The sequence below is a fragment of the Pelomonas lactea genome, from assembly GCF_043555885.1.
Classification (GTDB): domain Bacteria; phylum Pseudomonadota; class Gammaproteobacteria; order Burkholderiales; family Burkholderiaceae_C; genus Pelomonas; species Pelomonas lactea.
This window is the reverse complement of sequence record NZ_JBIGHX010000002.1, coordinates 809208-826662: the sequence shown is the minus strand read 5'-3', so window position 1 is coordinate 826662 and position 17455 is coordinate 809208. Positions and strand designations below refer to the sequence as shown.

General features: G+C 68.7%; 18 protein-coding genes. 10 read left to right on the top strand and 8 right to left on the bottom strand.

Features of this window, described 5'->3' with window-relative positions:
• Positions 1-12: 12 nt before the first annotated feature.
• Positions 13-1395 carry a sensor histidine kinase gene (locus ACG04Q_RS08005; protein ID WP_394510360.1) on the top strand — a complete coding sequence of 461 codons (1383 nt, stop codon included), beginning with the start codon at positions 13-15 and terminating at the stop codon, positions 1393-1395.
• A gap of 32 nt (positions 1396-1427) precedes the next feature.
• Here the strand turns inward: ACG04Q_RS08005 and ACG04Q_RS08000 are convergent, their stop codons facing one another.
• Genes ACG04Q_RS08000 through trpS form a run of 3 tightly spaced genes read right to left on the bottom strand, consistent with a single transcriptional unit; the run spans position 1428 to position 4164 of the window.
• Positions 1428-2774, bottom strand: a complete 1347-nt coding sequence (locus ACG04Q_RS08000) for an MATE family efflux transporter (RefSeq protein WP_394510359.1) — start codon at positions 2772-2774, stop codon at positions 1428-1430.
• Positions 2771-3181, bottom strand: coding sequence for a DUF3717 domain-containing protein (locus tag ACG04Q_RS07995; protein ID WP_394510358.1), 411 nt, complete (start codon positions 3179-3181; stop codon positions 2771-2773). The genes ACG04Q_RS08000 and ACG04Q_RS07995 overlap by 4 nt, the downstream gene beginning before the upstream one ends.
• Positions 3178-4164 (bottom strand): tryptophan--tRNA ligase, encoded by a 987-nt coding sequence (trpS, locus tag ACG04Q_RS07990; RefSeq protein ID WP_419964744.1) that lies wholly within the window; start codon positions 4162-4164, stop codon positions 3178-3180. The genes ACG04Q_RS07995 and trpS overlap by 4 nt, the downstream gene beginning before the upstream one ends.
• A gap of 87 nt (positions 4165-4251) precedes the next feature.
• Here trpS and purN point away from each other — a divergent pair, with 87 nt between their 5' ends.
• Positions 4252-4884, top strand: coding sequence for a phosphoribosylglycinamide formyltransferase (purN, locus tag ACG04Q_RS07985; protein ID WP_394510356.1), 633 nt, complete (start codon positions 4252-4254; stop codon positions 4882-4884).
• Here purN and ACG04Q_RS07980 read toward each other — a convergent pair.
• Positions 4877-5521 carry a DUF1345 domain-containing protein gene (locus ACG04Q_RS07980; RefSeq protein WP_394510355.1) on the bottom strand — a complete coding sequence of 215 codons (645 nt, stop codon included), beginning with the start codon at positions 5519-5521 and terminating at the stop codon, positions 4877-4879. The genes purN and ACG04Q_RS07980 overlap by 8 nt on opposite strands.
• Positions 5522-5547: 26 nt before the next feature.
• Here ACG04Q_RS07980 and ACG04Q_RS07975 point away from each other — a divergent pair, with 26 nt between their 5' ends.
• The 3 genes from ACG04Q_RS07975 (at position 5548) to ACG04Q_RS07965 (ending at position 8750) form a co-directional block, all read left to right on the top strand.
• Positions 5548-6810, top strand: a complete 1263-nt coding sequence (locus ACG04Q_RS07975) for an RsmB/NOP family class I SAM-dependent RNA methyltransferase (protein WP_394510354.1) — start codon at positions 5548-5550, stop codon at positions 6808-6810.
• A 133-nt stretch (positions 6811-6943) separates the two neighbouring features.
• Entirely contained in the window at positions 6944-8158 is a 1215-nt protein-coding gene (locus ACG04Q_RS07970; protein WP_394510353.1) for a DesA family fatty acid desaturase, read from the top strand.
• A gap of 100 nt (positions 8159-8258) precedes the next feature.
• Positions 8259-8750 carry a DUF3016 domain-containing protein gene (locus ACG04Q_RS07965; protein ID WP_394510352.1) on the top strand — a complete coding sequence of 164 codons (492 nt, stop codon included), beginning with the start codon at positions 8259-8261 and terminating at the stop codon, positions 8748-8750.
• A 104-nt stretch (positions 8751-8854) separates the two neighbouring features.
• Here the strand turns inward: ACG04Q_RS07965 and rpmG are convergent, their stop codons facing one another.
• The 3 genes from rpmG to trxB form a co-directional block, all read right to left on the bottom strand.
• Positions 8855-9025 carry a 50S ribosomal protein L33 gene (gene rpmG / locus ACG04Q_RS07960; RefSeq protein WP_025564431.1) on the bottom strand — a complete coding sequence of 57 codons (171 nt, stop codon included), beginning with the start codon at positions 9023-9025 and terminating at the stop codon, positions 8855-8857.
• Between the two features lie 37 nt (positions 9026-9062).
• A complete protein-coding gene (rpmB, locus tag ACG04Q_RS07955; RefSeq protein ID WP_268153841.1) occupies positions 9063-9296 on the bottom strand; it encodes a 50S ribosomal protein L28 in 234 nt (77 codons plus the stop codon).
• Positions 9297-9479: 183 nt separating this feature from the next.
• Positions 9480-10439 (bottom strand): thioredoxin-disulfide reductase, encoded by a 960-nt coding sequence (gene trxB, locus ACG04Q_RS07950; RefSeq protein WP_394510351.1) that lies wholly within the window; start codon positions 10437-10439, stop codon positions 9480-9482.
• Between the two features lie 163 nt (positions 10440-10602).
• On the opposite strand from trxB, the gene ACG04Q_RS07945 reads away from it, so the two are divergent.
• The 5 genes from ACG04Q_RS07945 to ACG04Q_RS07925 are packed head-to-tail and all read left to right on the top strand — an operon-like array spanning position 10603 to position 16497.
• A complete protein-coding gene (locus ACG04Q_RS07945; protein ID WP_394406723.1) occupies positions 10603-11271 on the top strand; it encodes a Crp/Fnr family transcriptional regulator in 669 nt (222 codons plus the stop codon).
• 16 nt (positions 11272-11287) lie between these two features.
• On the top strand, positions 11288-13675 hold the full coding sequence (locus ACG04Q_RS07940) for a DNA translocase FtsK (protein ID WP_394510350.1): 2388 nt from the start codon (positions 11288-11290) through the stop codon (positions 13673-13675).
• A complete protein-coding gene (lolA, locus tag ACG04Q_RS07935) occupies positions 13672-14277 on the top strand; it encodes an outer membrane lipoprotein periplasmic chaperone LolA (RefSeq protein WP_394510349.1) in 606 nt (201 codons plus the stop codon). Before ACG04Q_RS07940 ends, lolA begins: the two co-directional genes overlap by 4 nt.
• A gap of 26 nt (positions 14278-14303) precedes the next feature.
• Positions 14304-15611 carry a replication-associated recombination protein A gene (locus tag ACG04Q_RS07930; RefSeq protein WP_394510486.1) on the top strand — a complete coding sequence of 436 codons (1308 nt, stop codon included), beginning with the start codon at positions 14304-14306 and terminating at the stop codon, positions 15609-15611.
• A complete protein-coding gene (locus ACG04Q_RS07925) occupies positions 15589-16497 on the top strand; it encodes an amino acid ABC transporter substrate-binding protein (protein WP_394510348.1) in 909 nt (302 codons plus the stop codon). The genes ACG04Q_RS07930 and ACG04Q_RS07925 overlap by 23 nt, the downstream gene beginning before the upstream one ends.
• Before the next feature lie 46 nt (positions 16498-16543).
• Here the strand turns inward: ACG04Q_RS07925 and ACG04Q_RS07920 are convergent, their stop codons facing one another.
• Positions 16544-17437, bottom strand: coding sequence for a LysR family transcriptional regulator (locus ACG04Q_RS07920; RefSeq protein ID WP_394510347.1), 894 nt, complete (start codon positions 17435-17437; stop codon positions 16544-16546).
• Positions 17438-17455: the final 18 nt, after the last annotated feature.

The following is a 17455-nucleotide window of genomic DNA, read 5'->3' as shown; positions in this document are numbered from 1 at the left end:
GGAACCATCGATTTGAAGAGTCTCTACCTCCGCATCTACCTGACGCTGGTGGCGCTGCTGCTGGCGTTCGCGTTCGGCTCCGCCTGGCTGTTCCAGCGCCACATCGAGCAGGAGCGCGGCAACGTCGAGATCGCGGCCAGCGAGCGCCTCAACGCGATGGCCGGCCTGCTGAAGCTGGCGCTGCCGCCGGCCACGGCGCCGCGTGCCGACCAGGCGGCGGCCTTTGCCGACTGGGGCGGCCGGCTGCGCATGCCGCTGGCGCTGGAGGCGGCGGATGGCAGCCGCATCGGCACGACGCAGATGTTCCGGCGCCGGCTGGAAGAGCCGGGCGCCATCGTCGTCAGCGCCGAGCTGGGCGACGGCCGCAGCCTGGAGATGGTGCGCACCATGCGCCCGCCCAATCCGCCCGGCGGTCAGGCCGCGTCGGGAGCAGGCTCGGGCCAAGGCCCGGGCGGGCAGCGCCGCCCCGACGAAGGCCCTTGGACCAGCCCCTGGCTGCACCGCCCGGTGTCGCCGGGTGCGCCGGCCGTGTCGACGCTGGCCGTGGTGCTGGTCCTGCTGTTCGTGGGTGTTGCGGTGGGCGCCTTCCCCGTGGTGCGACGGCTCACGCGCCGGCTGGAGGCGCTCAAGCAGGGCGTGGAGCAGTTCGGTGCCGGCCAACTGCATCACCGGGTGGATGACAGCGGCCGCGACGAGGTGGCGGCGGTGGCGCACAGCTTCAACCAGGCCGCCGAGCGCATCGAGACGCTGCTGCGGTCGCACCAGACGCTGCTGGCCAACGCCAGCCACGAGCTGCGCTCGCCGCTGGCGCGGCTGAAGATGGCCTTTGCGATGCTGGACGAGGCCACGCCCGCGCAGCGTGAGCGGTTGGCGCACGAGATCGACGTCAACATCGCCGAGCTGGACGCCCTCGTCGAGGAAGTGCTGCTGGCCAGTCGGCTGGAGGCGGGCAGCTCGGTGGGCGAGACGCACGCCGTGGAGCTGCTGGCGCTGGGCGCCGAGGAAGCCGCCCGCGCCGAGGCCAGCTTCGAGCCCGAGACCGACACCGCCCGCGTGCAGGGCCAGGAGCGGCTGCTGCGCCGCGCGCTCCGCAACCTGCTGGACAACGCGCGCCGCTACGGTGGCCCCGAGGTGCAGCTCAGCCTGCGGCCGGTGGCGGGCGGCTTCGAGTTCACCGTGGCCGACCGCGGCCCCGGCGTGCCGGCGGAACTGCGCGAGCGCATCTTCGAGCCGTTCTACCGGCTGCCCGGGCATGCCGAGATGGCCGGCGGCGTGGGCCTGGGGTTGAGTCTGGTCAAGCAGATCGCCGAGCGCCATGGCGGCAGCGTGCGCTGCCTGGCGCGCGACGGCGGCGGCAGCCGCTTCGTCATCTTCCTGCCGGCGGCGAGCGCCTGAGGCGGCGCGCGACCGGGCGAGCGGCGCCGTGACTAGCGGTTCTCGTCGAAGACCTTGCGCAGCAGCAGGCTGAGCAGCAGCGCCGCGGCCAGCAGCCCGGCCGTGGCGGCCTGCCAGAAGCCGACGGCGCCATTGCCGTTGGCGCCGAACGCGATGACGTAGCCGCCGCCGATGCCCAGGCCCCACAGCGCGACGACGTAGATGACCATGGGCAGCGTGGCCACCTGGTAGGCCCGCAGCACGTAGGCGGCCACGGTCTGCAGTGCGTCGCCCAGGTGGAAGAACCACACCCACACCAGCAGCGGCAGCGCGGCCGCGGCGGCCTCGGGGTTGCTGGTGTACAGCGCGATGATGGGCTCGCGCGCCAGCGCGACGACGGCGCCCAAGGCAGCCGCCACCAGCGTGGCCAGCGCCATCGCATGCCGGCCGACGGTGCGTGCCTCGTGCTTCTGGCCGGCGCCCAGGTGCTGGGCCACCAGCGTGCCGGCGGCCGTGGCCAGCGCCAGGGCGGTCATGAACATCATCGCGACAAGGTTGACGGCGATCTGGTGGCCGGCCACCGGCGTGGCGCCCAGCCGTGCGATGAAGAAGGCCATGAACGTGAAGCCGGTGACCTCCACGAGGATGGAGCCGCCCATCGGCAGGCCCAGCCGCACCAGGCCCAGGAGGTCGGGCCCGTGCGGCCGTGTTTGCCACAGGAAGGGGATGCGGAACGGGCGGTAGAAGGCGTCGCGCCGCAACAGCACCAGCGCCACCAGCGCCTGCGCCGTCATCGCGATGGCCGTGGCCCAGCCGCAGCCACCCACGCCCATCGCCGGGATGGGGCCCCAGCCGAACACGAGCACGGCGTTCAGCGGCACCTTGGCCGCCAGGCCGGTGAGCTGCATGGCCATGACGGCCTTGGGCCGGCTGACCGCCGTGGAGAAGCCGCGAAACGCCGTGAACAGCAGCGCCGCCGGCAGCGCGAAGGCCTCCGGCCGGGTGTAGGCGCGCACCTTGTCGGCCTGCGCGGCGTCCAGCTGTGCCAGCCAGATGAACGGGTCAGGGAACCACAGCATCAGGCAGCCCGGCACGCACAGCAGCACGGCCAGCCACTGCGCCTGCACGAAGCTGCGGCCCGAGCCGGGCAGGTCGTCGGCGCCGAACTGCCGCCCGGCGATGGGCCCGACGGCCAGCACGACGCCCATCAGCCCGACGAAGATGCTCACATAGGCTGCCGAGCCCACGGCCAGCGCGGCCAGGTCGTGCGGGCCGACGCGGCCCATCATCAACGTGTCGACCGTGCTGAACATCATGACGGCCAGCTGGCCGACGAGCGCGGGCCATGCCTGCGGCACCAGCCGGCGGACACTGTCGATGAAGCGGATGCGGCTGGTCATCGTGTGGCGCGCTCCGCATAGCGGTTGAAGCGCCAGGCCGTGCCTTCCTGCGTGATGCGCTGCCAGACGATGCGCTTCTCGAACGGGTCCAGCCCCGGCCAGTGCTGCACCTCGTCGAAGGTGCGGCCGCAGCCCTTGCAGACGGGGTCGCCCTGCGCCGTGGAGCAGATCGCAATGCAGGGCGAGTCGGGCGTCGTTTCGTACCAGTCCAGCCAGGCGCCCAGCGCCTGGTCGCTCATCGCGTCGACGTCGATCTCGGTGGCACGCTGCCAGGCCAGCAGGGCATAGGCCTCGGCCAGCGCACGCACCTCGGGGGCGGCGCTGACGCCGTCGACGGACGGCGACCGCTCGCGCCACCAGTTGATGGCGGCCTCGAGGTCCGTGACATGCACTTTCTCAGCGTTCAAGCGACCAGCCCCATCGCGCTGCGCACCTCGCGCAGCGTCTTGCGTGCCACGGCACGGGCGCGCTCGGTGCCCAGCTCCAGCGTCCACTTCACCTGCTGCGGGTCCAGCGCCGCGGCCCGCTCGCGCCAGGGCGCCTGCTCGCGCTGGATGGCCTTGATCAGCGGCTGCTTGCAGTCCAGGCAGCCGATGCTGGCGGTGCGGCAGCCGGTGTCGCAAGCGGCGCGCGTGGCGTCGTCGCTGTAGATTTGGTGCAGCGGCCACACGGGGCAGCGCGCCGGGTCGCCGGCGTCGGTGCGGCGCACGCGCTGCGGGTCGGTGGGCATCGTGCGGAGCTTGGTGGCCGTGACCTCGGGCGCGTCGCGCATCGCGATGGCGTTGTCCAGGCTCTTGCTCATCTTCTGGCCGTCCAGCCCGGGCACGCGGGCGGTCTCGGTCAGCAGCGCCTGCGGCTCGACGAACACGGGCGCGGCCTCGGCGTACAGCCGGTTGAAGCGCCGAGCGACCTCGCGGGTCACTTCGACGTGGGCCGCCTGGTCCTCGCCCACCGGCACGCCGGCGGGCTTGTAGAGCAGGATGTCGGCCGCCTGCAGCAGCGGGTAGCCGAGGAAGCCGTAGGTGGCGAGCTCCGGGTCGGCGGCGACCTGGTCCTTGTAGCTGGGCATGCGAGCCAGCCAGCTGGACGGCGTGCACATGGCCAGCAGCGTGAACAGCTCGGCGTGCTCGGGCATGCGGCTTTGCAGGAACAGCGTGCAGCGCTCGGGGTCCACGCCGGCGGCCAGCCAGTCGGTGACCATCTCGTAGACGTGGTGGGACAGCGTCTCGCCGCTGGGGCGCTGCGTCGTCAGCGCGTGCCAGTCGGCGACGAAGAAGAAGCAGTCATGCGTGTCCTGCAGCGCCACCCAGTTCTTGAGTGCGCCGTGGAAGTGGCCGAGGTGCAGTGCGCCGGTTGGGCGCATGCCCGACAGGACGCGCGGGCGGGTGATGGCGGGTGTCGACATGGGGCGCGGATTGTCGTGCATTGCCCCTGGACCTGCCGGTCGCCATGGGTGCGCCGCCTACACTGCCTTCCCATGAAGCGACTGGTGATTCTGATTTCTGGACGGGGCTCCAACATGGAGGCCATCGTGAAGGCCTGCGCGGCCGAAGGCTGGCCGGCCGAGGTGGCGGCCGTCATCAGCAACCGGCCCGACGCCGGCGGCCTGCAGTTCGCGGCCGCGCACGGCATCGCCACGGCGGTGGTCGACCACAAGGCCTACGCCAGTCGCGAGGCCTTCGACGCCGAGCTGGCGCGCGTCATCGACGGCTTCTCGCCCGACCTCGTCGTGCTGGCCGGCTTCATGCGCATCCTGACGCCCGGCTTCACGGCCCGCTACGCGCGCCGCATGCTCAACATCCACCCGTCGCTGCTGCCGGCCTTCACGGGGCTGCACACGCACGAGCGGGCGATCGAGATGGGCTGCAAGATCGCCGGCGTGACGGTGCACTTCGTCACCGCCGAGCTGGACCACGGCGCCATCGTCATGCAGGCCGCCGTGCCGGTGCTGCCGGGCGACGATGCGAAGGCGCTGTCGGCCCGCGTGCTGACGGCCGAGCACCGCATCTATCCGCAGTCGGTGCGCTGGTTCGTCGAGGGCGCGCTGGTGTGGGACGGCGAACGCGTCCACCACCGCGAAGGCGCGCCGCAGCAGCTCCTGCTCAGCTGACCAGCCCGGCCAGGATGTTGATGCACAGCGCCAGCACCCCGGTGTTGAATGCGAACGCCAGCAACGACTGCAGCAGCACCAGCCGGCGCATGGGCTTGGTGCTGACGCCGACGTCCGAGGTCTGCGACGTGGCTGCGACGGTGATCGAGAAGTACAGGAAGTCGCCGTAGTCCGGCGGACCGTCGTCGCCCGGGAACTCCAGCCCGTGCGCCTGCTTGTCGCGGCGGTGGTAGAGGCTCGCGTAGGCCAGGCCGAATTCCACCGGCAGCAGCAGCCAGGAGCCTGCCACGGTGGCCAGCGCCAACCCGACGTAGCGCGTGTCGTGCGCCTGGCGTGCGGCCTGCAGCTCCAGCGTGATGGCGGCCAGGCTGGCCAGCGCGCCCAGCACGGCCAGCAGCAGCATCGCCGGGATGCCCTCGGCCAAGTTGCGTGCGCGCGCCTCCACGTCCACCCCACCGGCGCGGCCCAGCATCATCCACAGCACCAGCGGCAGGTAGATCCAGATCACGAGGTTCCAGCCGAGCAGCAGCCGCGTCGCGGTGGCCAGCTCGCCAGGCCAGGCGGCGGCGATGGCGCTGCCCGCAAGCACGGCCGTCAGCAGGCGAGGGCGCAAGCGCAGCTGGGTCCAGAGCTTCATGCGTGCGGGCTTGGGATAATGGGGCGATGCATCCTAATGCCCTGCTGGAGCTGTGCGCCGAACTGATCGCCGCCGTCAACAAGCTCGACGCGCCGGTCGATTCCACGGTCTCGGCCTTTTTCCGTCAACACAAGAACCTCGGCCAGCGCGAACGCGCCAGTCTTGCCGAGACCGTCTATGCGCTGCTGCGCGAGCGACTGAAGTTCCAGAACCTGGCCCAGAGCGGCAGCGGCCCGCTGAACCGGCGCCTGGCCATGCTGGCCTGGCGTGGCAGCGACAGCTTTCTGCGCGCCGCGCTGAGCCCGGCGGAGCAGCAGTGGCTGGCCCAGGTCCAGGCCATCGCGCCGGAGAGCCTGCAGCCCCGGCTGCGCCACAACCTGCCCGACTGGCTGGCCGTGCCGCTGCAGGAGCGGCTGGGCGACGACGAGTTCTGGCGGCTCGCCACCGCGCTGAACGAAGCCGCGCCGCTGGACCTGCGCGTCAACACGCTGAAGCTCAAGCGCGAGGAGGCGCTGGAGCAGCTCAAGGCCGAGGGCATCGACGCGACGCCGACGCCGTACTCGCCGCTGGGCCTGCGCATCCAGGGCAAGCCGGCGCTGAACAAGCTGGCGTTGTTCACCAGCGGTGGCGTGGAGGTGCAGGACGAGGGCAGCCAGTTGCTGGCGCTGCTTCTGGCCCCGAAGCGCGGCGAGATGGTGGTGGACTTCTGTGCAGGCGCGGGTGGCAAGACGCTGGCACTGGGCGCGTTGATGCGCAACACGGGCCGGCTGTACGCGTTCGACGTGTCCGGCCACCGGCTGGACGCGCTGAAGCCGCGGCTGGCGCGCAGCGGCCTGTCCAACGTCTACCCGGCGCAGATCGCCCATGAGCGCGATGACCGCATCAAGCGCCTGGCAGGCAAGATCGACCGCGTGCTGGTCGACGCGCCGTGCTCGGGCCTGGGCACGCTGCGCCGCAACCCCGACCTGAAATGGCGCCAGTCGCCGCAGGCCGTGGCCGAGCTGCAGGCCAAGCAGCGGGCCATCCTGGCCAGCGCCGCTCGCCTGGTGAAGCCGGGCGGCCGGCTGGTCTACGCCACCTGCAGCCTGCTGGACGCCGAGAACGAGGTCATCGCGGCCGAGTTCGCCGCTGCCCACCCGGACTTCAAGCCGCTGGGCGCGGATGAAGCGCTGAGCAAGGTGCAGGTCGAAGGCGCCGGTGCGCTCGTGGAAAACGGCGCACTCCGGCTGTGGCCGCACCGCCACGCCACGGACGGCTTTTTCGCCGTCGCGTGGGAACGGGCGGCTTGACCCAGGTCAAAAGACCGCGTCGCATCACACGCGGTACGCCCGAATGAGGGCGCGTGCCCCCCTTGTTATTGGGGGCGCTCCTCTACAATTGACTTTCCTTTGCATGCCCCTCGTGGGTTGAGGTCTTGGACGCATGAACGAAATTCTGAACGCCATGGTGAACTGGTTGAGCGACGGCCTGCTCAACGCCAGCGCCTGGCAGATCGTCGTCTTTACGCTGGTAGTGACGCACATCACTATCTGTTCGGTCACGATCTTTCTGCATCGTGCGCAATCGCACCGCGCGTTGGAGCTGGGGCCCATCCCGTCGCACTTCTTCCGTTTCTGGCTGTGGCTGACCACCGGCATGGTGACCAAGGAGTTCGTTGCCATCCACCGCAAGCACCATGCCAAGTGCGAGACCGAGGAAGACCCGCACAGCCCGCAGACCCGCGGTCTGAAGGCGCTGCTGCTGACCGGCGTCGAGTTGTACCGTGCCGAATCCAGGAACATGGAAACCATGGAGAAGTACGGCAAGGGCACGCCGGACGACTGGATCGAGCGCAACCTGTATACCCGCTTCTCCTGGCAGGGCGTGGCGCTGATGCTGATCCTGGACTTGGCCATGTTCGGCGCCATCGGTGCGACGGTCTGGGCCATCCAGATGGCATGGATTCCCGTCTGGGCCACTGGCGTCATCAACGGCATCGGGCACTACTGGGGCTATCGCAACTTCGAGGCGCCTGATGCGTCGACGAACGTGTCGCCCTGGGGCATCCTGATCGGTGGCGAAGAACTGCACAACAACCACCATACCTATCCGACATCGGCCAAGTTCTCGGTCAAGAAGTACGAGTTCGATATCGGCTGGGGCTACATCCGCGCGATGGAGATGATCGGTTGGGCCAAGGTCCGCAAGACGGCGCCCAAGCTGAGTCTGGGTGAAGTGAAGCCGGCTGCCGACGCCCGCACGTTGGAGGCGCTGATTGCCAACCGCTACGAGGTCATGGCCAATTACGCCCGCGACCTGAAGGCGGCTTGCGCGGCAGAGCTTGCCAAGATCAAAGCCGAAGGTGGCCAGCACAGCGAGCGTTTCACGCAGTTCAAGCTGGCCAAGCGCTGGCTGCATCGCGATGAGGATCGCATCCCGGCCGATGTGCATGGTGACCTGGCCCATGCCCGTGCGGCCAGCCCGGCCATCGACAAGCTGGTGACGATGCGCGAGGAACTGCGCCAGCTCTGGACCCGCACGAACGTGTCGGCCGAGCAACTGGTGGCGGACTTGCAGGCCTGGTGCCGCCGCGCCGAGGAAAGCGGCATTGCGGAACTGCAGGCGTTCTCGATGCGCTTGCGCGCTGTGCGTGCCTGAACCGCGTTTCGCTTTGGTAAAAGGGCGCCCTTGCAGGGCGCCCTTTTTTGTTGTGTGGCCTAGACTTGGCGTACGCAGTCTTTGATTGAGGAGGCGTGCCATGAAACATTGCTGGATCACCCTGGGCGTGCTGGCCTTTGTTGCCACCGCACATGCCGACGTGCAGGTCAACTTCGTCAAGCCGGAGTCGTTCATCGACATCAAGGACAACAACGGCTTTCGCAACACGGCCGTGTTGAAGGACATCGAGGCGCACCTGGTGGCTCAGGCGCAGAAGCACCTGCCGGGGCGCACCGTGCTCATCAACGTCACCGATGTCGACCTTGCCGGCCAGGTGGAGCCATTCGGCCGCAGCGCCGATTGGGTGCGCGTGATGCGCACGATCACGCTGCCGTCCATCACGCTGGATTACGAGGTCCGCGACGGTGACAAGGTCGTTCAGCAGGGCAAGGCCACGTTGCGCGACATGAACTACCAGGACGGTTTCAGCAACTACTTCAGCAACGACACGCTGCGCTATGAGAAGCGAATGATCGACCGTTGGTTCGACACCGAGTTCCGCGCCAGCACGGCCGCCGCGGCCCCACGCTGATCGCGCCGAGTCGGAGCCTTTCGCAAAAGACAAAACCCGCCAGCGTTGCCGCTTGGCGGGTTTTGTTTTGTCGGAAGTGCAGGGCTACAGAGTGGCCCTGTGCATCACTTCAGCTTGATTTCCTTGTACAGGACGTGCTTGCGCGCCTTCGGGTCGAACTTCATGAATTCGAGCTTCTCGGGCGTGGTCTTCTTGTTCTTGTTCGTCGTGTAGAAGTGGCCGGTGCCCGCGGTGGACTCCAGCTTGATCTTTTCGCGGCCGCCTTTGGATGCCATGGTCGTGTTCCTTCAGTAGGTCAGTGAACGGCGCGCTTTACAGCTCGCCCTTGGCACGCAGGTCGGCGACGACTTGGTCGATACCGACCTTGTCGATCAGACGCAGAGCGGCGTTCGAGATGCGCAGGCGCACCCAACGGTTTTCCGATTCCACGAAGAAACGGCGGTATTGCAGGTTCGGCAGGAACCGGCGCTTGGTTTTGTTGTTGGCGTGGGAAACATTGTTCCCGACCATGGGCTTTTTGCCCGTGACTTGACAGACGCGTGCCATGACGCTTCTCCACTCTGACGTTTGACCAGTTGCCCAAGCTGCTCGGGCAACCCTTTGACCGCAAATGCCTGCTAAATCCAAACCTGGAAGGGTTTCAAGGTTCGAACGCGATCCATCCGGCAGGCAAGCCCGCGAGTATAGCGGAAAACCCGCGAGTCTGGAAGAAGCTCGGCGTGTGGGCGTTCAGCCCTGTTCCTGTTCCAGGAAACGCTGTGCGTCCAGCGCGGCCATGCAGCCGGTGCCGGCGCTCGTGATGGCCTGGCGGTAGACGTGGTCCTGTACGTCGCCGGCTGCGAACACGCCGGGCACGCTGGTCATCGTCGCGAAGCCGTTCAGGCCGCTCTTCGTGACGATGTAGCCGTCCTTCATCTCCAACTGGCCCTGGAAGATCTCGGTGTTGGGCTGGTGGCCGATGGCGATGAAGCAGCCATGAACTGGGATGTCGACCTTGGCGCCGTCCTTCACGTTCAGCGTGCGCACGCCGGTCACGCCGGAGGCGTCGCCCAACACTTCATCGAGTTGCTGGTGCAGGTGCAGCACGATCTTGCCGGCGGCAGCCTTCTCCATCAGCTTGTCGACGAGGATGGGTTCGGCGCGGAACTTGTCGCGGCGGTGGATCAGGTGGACGACGTTGGCGATGTTGGACAGGTACAGCGCCTCCTCGACGGCCGTGTTGCCGCCACCGACGACGCAGACTTCCTGGCCGCGATAGAAGAAGCCGTCGCAGGTCGCGCAGGCGCTGACGCCGCGGCCCATGAAGGACTGTTCGGATTCCAGACCGAGGTACTTCGCCGAGGCGCCGGTGGCGATGATGAGCGCGTCACAGGTGTAGGTGCCGCTGTCGCCGAACAGTGTGAACGGGCGCTTGGAGAAGTCGACCTTGTTGATGTGGTCGAACACGATCTGCGTGTTGAAGCGCTCGGCGTGCTCCTGGAAGCGCTGCATCAGCTCGGGGCCCTGGACGCCCATCACGTCGGCCGGCCAGTTGTCGACCTCGGTCGTGGTCATGAGCTGACCCCCCTGGGCCATGCCGGTCAGCAGCGTGGGCTTCAGGTTGGCGCGCGCGGCATAGATGGCGGCGGTGTAGCCGGCGGGGCCCGAGCCGAGGATGAGCAGGCCGTGATGTTGGGTGTTGGCGGTCATGTCAGGGGAGGTGAGGGCGACGGAACGTCTCTCAAGGGTGTTTTAGGGGGCAAACCCCGGCGTAACCCGGAGCGGCGAAGCCTGCCACGTGTGCACAATGCACGCCATTTTAGGCAGGCGTCGTTGTAGGCGCCGGCCTGGGCCCCAAACCTGGAGACTGCATATGGCGATGATTTCCAACCTCGACCTGATCCGCCGGGTTCCGCTGTTCTCGATGCTGACGACCGACCAGGCCCAGTCCATCGCCGACAGCGTCGTCAAGCGCCGCTTCAAGCGCGGTGAACTGATCGTCGAACAGGGTACGAAGTCCAATGCGCTGTTCATTCTGCTGAACGGCCGTGCCCGCGTGCTGACGGCCGACCAGCGCGGCCGCGAGGTCATCCTGGCCGTCTTGCAGTCCGGCGACTACGTCGGTGAGATGAGCCTCATCGACAACGAGCCGCACTCGGCCACCGTGCGTGCCGAGGTGCAGACCGACATGCTGGTGCTGGGCCGCCTGGAGTTCGCGCGCTGCCTGCCTGAGAGCAGCAGCCTGTCCTACGGCATCCTGCGCGGGCTGGTGGCGCGACTGCGTAACGCTGACCGCCAGATCGAGTCGCTGGCGCTGCTGGACGTCTACGGCCGCGTGGCGCGCACGCTGCTGGACATGGCCGAGGACGAGAAGGGCATCAAGATCATCCGCGGCAAGGTCTCGCGCCAGGACATGGCCAAGGTCGTCGGCGCGTCGCGCGAGATGGTCAGCCGCGTCATGAAAGACCTGGAAGAGCGCGGCGTCATCGAAACGCTTGAGAACGGTTCGGTGGTCATCAAGGAACGCCTGACCCACGATTGAGCGCGACAATGGCGGCATGAGTTTTCCCCTCGGTTCCCTGCTGGGCAGCGACGCTGCCGCCAGCGAAGCCGCCGCCCCCGCCAAACCCACTCGCCGCCAGGCGCCCAGGCGCGAAGCGGCCCCGCCGTCAGCCGCGTCACGCCTGCTGCGCACGCCGCTGTGGCTGGCGCTGACGGCGCTGCTGCTCGCGCTGCTGGTGCTGGCGCTGGCCACGCACGACCTGCGCGACGCGGCCTTCAGCACCAGCGGCAAGCACAACCTCGTCGCCAACCGCATGGGCGGCCTCGGCGCCTGGGTGTCCGACGGCCTGCTGTTCGTCTTCGGCTTTTCAGCCTGGTGGCTGCCCGTGCTGGCGCTGCGCGGCTGGCTGCGCAGCCTGGCGGGTCTGCTGCGGCATGACGTGGCCCCCGCGCCGCGCTGGACGCAGCGCGCGCGGTGGTGGGCGGGCGTCGCGCTGCTCACCGGTGCGAGCTGCGCGCTGGAATGGAGCCGCCTCTACGCGGTCGAGCCGCGCCTGCCGGGCCATGCCGGCGGATTGCTGGGTTATGCGCTGGGTCCGCTGGGCATGAAAGGCCTCGGGTTTGCCGGCTCCGGCGTTGTCTGGATCGTGCTGCTGCTGACCGGCATGGCCTGGGCCTTCCGCTTTTCGTGGGGGCATCTGGCGGAGCGCATCGGCGAGCGCATCGAGCTGCTGCGCGAGCAGCAGATCGAGAAGCGCGAGTTCAAGGCCGACCAGAAGGCCGGCGAGCAGGCCGTCAAGGAGCGCGAGCAGGAGGTGGAGGTTGAGCGCCAGATCGAGCGGCAGTGGGAGCAGGATGGAGTTGAGCATGCGCCGCTGGTCATCGAACCGCCGGTGGTCGAGGTGCCGCAGTCCACGCGCGTTGCCAAGGAGCGCCAGCAGACGCTGTTCGCCGACGTCGGCGATGCCAAGCTGCCGCAGGTCGACCTGCTGGACGCTGCGCCGGGCCGCCAGGAGACGGTGACGCCCGAGTCGCTGGAGATGACCAGCCGCCTCATTGAGAAGAAGCTGCGCGACTTCGGCGTCGAGGTGCACGTCGTCGCGGCGTCGCCGGGCCCGGTCATCACGCGCTACGAGATCGAACCAGCCACGGGCGTGAAGGGCTCGCAGGTCGTCAACCTCGCCAAGGACCTGGCCCGCTCGCTGAGCTTGGTGTCCATCCGCGTCGTGGAGACCATCCCGGGCAAGAACTACATGGCGCTGGAGCTGCCTAACGCGCGGCGCCAGACCATCCGCCTGTCCGAGATCCTCGGCTCTCAGGTCTACGCCGATGCGGCGAGCCAGCTGACCATGGGCCTGGGCAAGGACATCGTCGGCCTGCCGGTGGTGGCCGACCTGGCGAAGATGCCGCATTGCCTCGTGGCCGGCACGACCGGCTCGGGCAAGTCGGTGGGCATCAACGCGATGATCCTCAGCCTGCTCTACAAGGCCGAGGCGCGTGATGTGCGGCTCATCCTCATCGACCCCAAGATGCTGGAGATGAGCGTCTACGAGGGCATCCCGCACCTGCTGGCGCCGGTCGTGACGGACATGAAGCAGGCCGGCAATGCGCTGAACTGGTGTGTCGGCGAGATGGAGCGGCGCTACAAGCTCATGTCCAAGATGGGCGTGCGCAACCTCGCCGGCTACAACAAGAAGATCGACGAGGCCAAGGCCAACGGCGTCAGCATCCCGAACCCGTTCGCACTGAACAACGACGACCCGGAGCCGCTGGAGCGCCTGCCGTTCATCGTCGTCGTCATTGACGAGCTGGCCGACCTGATGATGGTGGTTGGCAAGAAGATCGAGGAACTGATCGCCCGCCTGGCGCAGAAGGCGCGGGCCGCCGGCATCCACCTGATTCTGGCCACGCAGCGGCCGTCGGTCGATGTGATCACCGGCCTCATCAAGGCCAACATCCCGACGCGCCTGTCCTTCCAGGTCAGCTCCAAGATCGACAGCCGCACCATCCTTGACCAGATGGGCGCCGAAGCGCTGCTGGGTATGGGCGACATGCTCTACATGCCGTCCGGCACCGGCCTGCCCATCCGCGTGCACGGCGCGTTTGTCAGCGACGACGAGGTTCACCGTGTGGTGGAGTACATCAAGTCGCAAGGCGAGCCGAACTACATCGAAGGCATCCTGGAAGGCGGCGTGCTGGACGGCCTCGATGGCGAGGCGCCCGCGCCGGGCGAGTCCAGCGGTGAGCAGGACCCCATGTATGACCAGGCTGTCGCCATCGTCCTACAGCACCGCAAGGCCTCCATCTCGCTGGTGCAGCGCCATCTGCGCATAGGCTACAACCGCGCGGCCCGGCTGCTGGAGCAGATGGAGAACTCGGGTCTCGTCGGCGCCCTGGCGTCCAATGGCAGCCGCGAATTGATTGTTCCGAAGCGAGACGAATGAAGAAGCAACTGATCGCCCTGACGCTGCTGCTGAGCGGCGTCGTCCATGCCGATGCCGTGGACGCGCTGCGCGACTTCGCCCGCGACGTGAAGAGCGGCAAGGCCAACTTCACGCAGACCGTCACGTCGCCCGACGGCAAGCGCAAGAAGGTGTCGTCGGGCAGCTTCGAGTTCCAGCGGCCCAACCAGTTCCGCTTCGTGTACGCCAAGCCCTTCGAGCAGACCATCGTGGCCGACGGCCAGAAAGTGTGGATCTTTGATGCCGACCTGAACCAGGCGAGCTCCCGCAAGCTGGCCGACGCGCTGGGCGCGACGCCCGCCGCGGTGCTGGCCGGCACCAACCTTGAGCGCGACTTCGCGCTGAAGGCCGCGCCGGCCGATGGTGGGCTGGACTGGGTGCAGGCGACGCCGAAGCAGGCCGAGTCCACCATCCAGTCGCTGAAGCTGGGCTTCAAGGGCAAGGAGCTGGCGGCAATGGAGATCGTCGACGGCTTCGGCCAGCGCTCGCGGCTGGACTTCAGCGCGGTGCAGGCCAACGTGCCGGTCGCGGCCGAGCGCTTCCAGTTCAAGCTGCCGGCGGGTGCCGACCTGATCGAACAGTGAGCGGGTCCCTGTTCGACGACGACCCCATCCCCGACGCCACCCCAGCGCCGGCGGCGCCGCTCGCCGGCATCCCGCTCGCCGAGCGCCTGCGACCCAAGACGCTGGATGACGTCATCGGTCAGCGCCACCTGCTGGGCCCCGGCATGCCGCTGCGCGTTGCGTTCGACGCCGGCCGCCTGCACAGCATGATCCTGTGGGGGCCGCCGGGTGTCGGCAAGACGACGCTGGCGCGCCTGATGGCCGGCGCGTTCGATGCGCAGTTCATCGCCATCTCGGCCGTGCTGGGCGGCGTGAAGGAGATCCGCGAGGCCGTCGAGCGCGCGCAGGTCGCGGCGGCTCAGGGCCGGCGCACGGTCGTGTTCGTCGACGAGGTGCACCGCTTCAACAAGTCGCAGCAGGACGCCTTCCTGCCGCACGTCGAGGCGGGCCTGTTCACCTTCATCGGCGCGACGACCGAGAACCCGAGCTTCGAGGTCAACTCGGCGCTGCTGTCGCGCGCGACGGTGCAGGTGCTGAAGAGCCTGGATGCCGCGGAGCTTGGCCAGCTCATCGCCCGCGGCGCTGCGGAGCTGGGCGTGCCCGAGCCCACGCCGGCGGCTGCGCAGCGCCTCATCGGCTATGCGGACGGCGATGCGCGTCGGCTGCTGAACGCGTTCGACACGTCGGCCTCGCTGGCGCAGGGGGCGCAGATCGACGAGCCCCTGCTGGAGCGTGCGCTGGGCGAGCAGCTGCGCCGCTACGACAAGGGCGGCGACCAGTTCTACGACGTCATCTCGGCGCTGCACAAGTGCGTGCGCGGCAGCAACCCCGACGGGGCGCTGTACTGGTTCGCGCGCATGCTCGACGGTGGCGTGGACGCGCGCTACATCTCGCGCCGGCTGATCCGCATGGCCAGTGAGGACATCGGCCTGGCCGACCCGCGCGCGCTGCGCATGACGCTGGATGCCGCCGAGGCCTACGAGCGGCTGGGCTCGCCCGAGGGCGAGCTGGCGCTGGCCCAGGCGGTCGTCTACCTGGCGGTGGCCGCCAAGAGCAACGCGGTCTACAAGGCCTTCAACGAGGTTCGCGCCTTCATCAAGCAGGACACCTCCCGCGCCGTGCCCGTGCACCTGCGCAATGCGCCGACCAAGCTGATGAAGGAGCTGGGCTACGGCCGTGCCTACCGCTACGCCCACGACGAGCCCAACGCCTACGCGGCCGGCGAACAGTACCTGCCCGATGGGCTCGAAGACCAGCGCTGGTACGAGCCCGTGCCACGCGGCCTGGAGCTGCGCATTGCCGACAAGCTGGCGGAACTGCGCCGGCTGGACGATGAAGCGGCTGGTGCGGGCTAGCGCGGCGCTGGCCGCGCTGTGCGTGAGCCTGGCGGCGCAGGCGGCCGACGGGCCGACGCTGGCGCGCGTGCGCGAGACCGGCGTCATCGTCATCGGCTACCGGCCGGCGTCGCTGCCGTTCTCCTACCTCGACGCGCAGCTGCGCCCCACCGGCTACACGGTGGAACTGTGCGACCGCATCGTCGCGGCCGTGCGCAGCAAGCTGCAGCTGCCGGACCTGGAGGTGCGACGTGTGGAGGTGGCCTCGGCCACGCGCATGCCGCTGGTCATCAACGGCACGCTGGACCTGGAGTGCGGCATCACGACGCACACCGCCGAACGGGCACGCCATCAGGCCTTCTCGTTGACCGTGTTCGTTGCCGAGACGCGGCTGCTGGCGCGCGCGTCGGAGCGTGTGCAGAGCCTGGCCGACCTGCGTGGCCGCGCGGTGGCCTCCACCATCGGCACCACCAGCATCCAGCACCTGGCCAAGGTGAACGAGCAGCAGGACCTGGGCATCCGCATCCTGGGCGGGCTGGACGACCCCGAGGGCTTCCAGCTCGTGCGCAGCGGCCGCGCGGCGGCCTTCCTGATGGACGACGTCATCATCCGTGCGGTGCTGGCCCAGCAGGGTCCCAGCGCGGACGACTACCGCATCTCCGACAACGCGTTGACCGTGGAGCCCTACGCCATCGGGCTGCGCAAGGGCGACCCGCAGTTCAAGGCGCTGGTGGACGGCGTGCTGGCCGGGCTCTACCGCAGCGGTGAGATCCATGCCATCTACCGCCGCTGGTTCGAGCAGCCGCTGCCGTCACAGGGGCTGAACCTGAAGCTGCCGATGAGTGCTGCCTTCCGTCGCGTCATCGCCAACCCGACCGACTCGCCGGACCCTGAGCGGTATCGCTGAGAGCCCGCGGCTGCCATCGCCCCGTGCGGGCCTTGCGATGGGGCCATCAAGGGTTTGTCGAGCCGCGCGCTGAGGCGGCGAAGCATCGCCGCGCCACGTCCATGAACGCCACGGCGGCGGGAGACAGGCGCTTCATGCTGCGCACGGCCAGGCCGGTGATGCGATGCTGCCGCGGCTGCAGGGGGCGATACACGACGCCAGGGGCCTCGTCCGGCAGGGCCAGCCGCGCCGCCACGGCCACCGCATGGCCCTGCGCCACGAAGCCCAGGATGGAGCTGAGCTGCTCGAAGCGATAGAGCAGACGCGGCCTTGCACCGGCGTCGGACAGCATTCGATCAATGACGGAGCCGCTGCCGGCCCCCGTGCGGATGAAGGGCTCGCCGTCCAGGTCGGTCAGCTGCAACTGCCGGCGCTTGGCCAGGCGGTGCGAATCGGGCAGCACGGCGACAAACTCGTCGCGCACCAGCGGCATCGTCTCGAAGCGCTCATCCGGCAGCGTCACGAAGCCGATCTCTGCCCGCTGCTCAAGCAGCCAGCGCACGACGGTCGCGTCGTCCTGCTCTTCGACATGGACTTCGACCTCCGGTTGCGCGCGCGCATAGGCATCCAGCAGCGAGGGCAGCAGGCGCAGCGACGAGGTGGACCCGAACGACGCGATGCGCAGCGTGCCGCGCGCCTGGCCCCGGGCCGTCGCGGCCTCCTGTTGAAGGGCCTCGCGCTGCTGCAGGATGTCGTTGCCGCGGGCCAGCAGCCGCGCGCCCGCTTCGGTCAGCGTGGACTTGCCGCCATCGCGCTGAAACAGCGGCAGGCCCAGCTCGGCCTCCAGCCCCCGGATGGCGTGGCTGACCGCGCTCTGCGTGATGCCGAGCAACGCCGCCGCGCGCGAGAAGCTGCCGGCGCGCGCCAGTGCAGCGAAGACTTCGAGCTGAGTAAACGTCATCGAGGCTTCGAAGCTGTC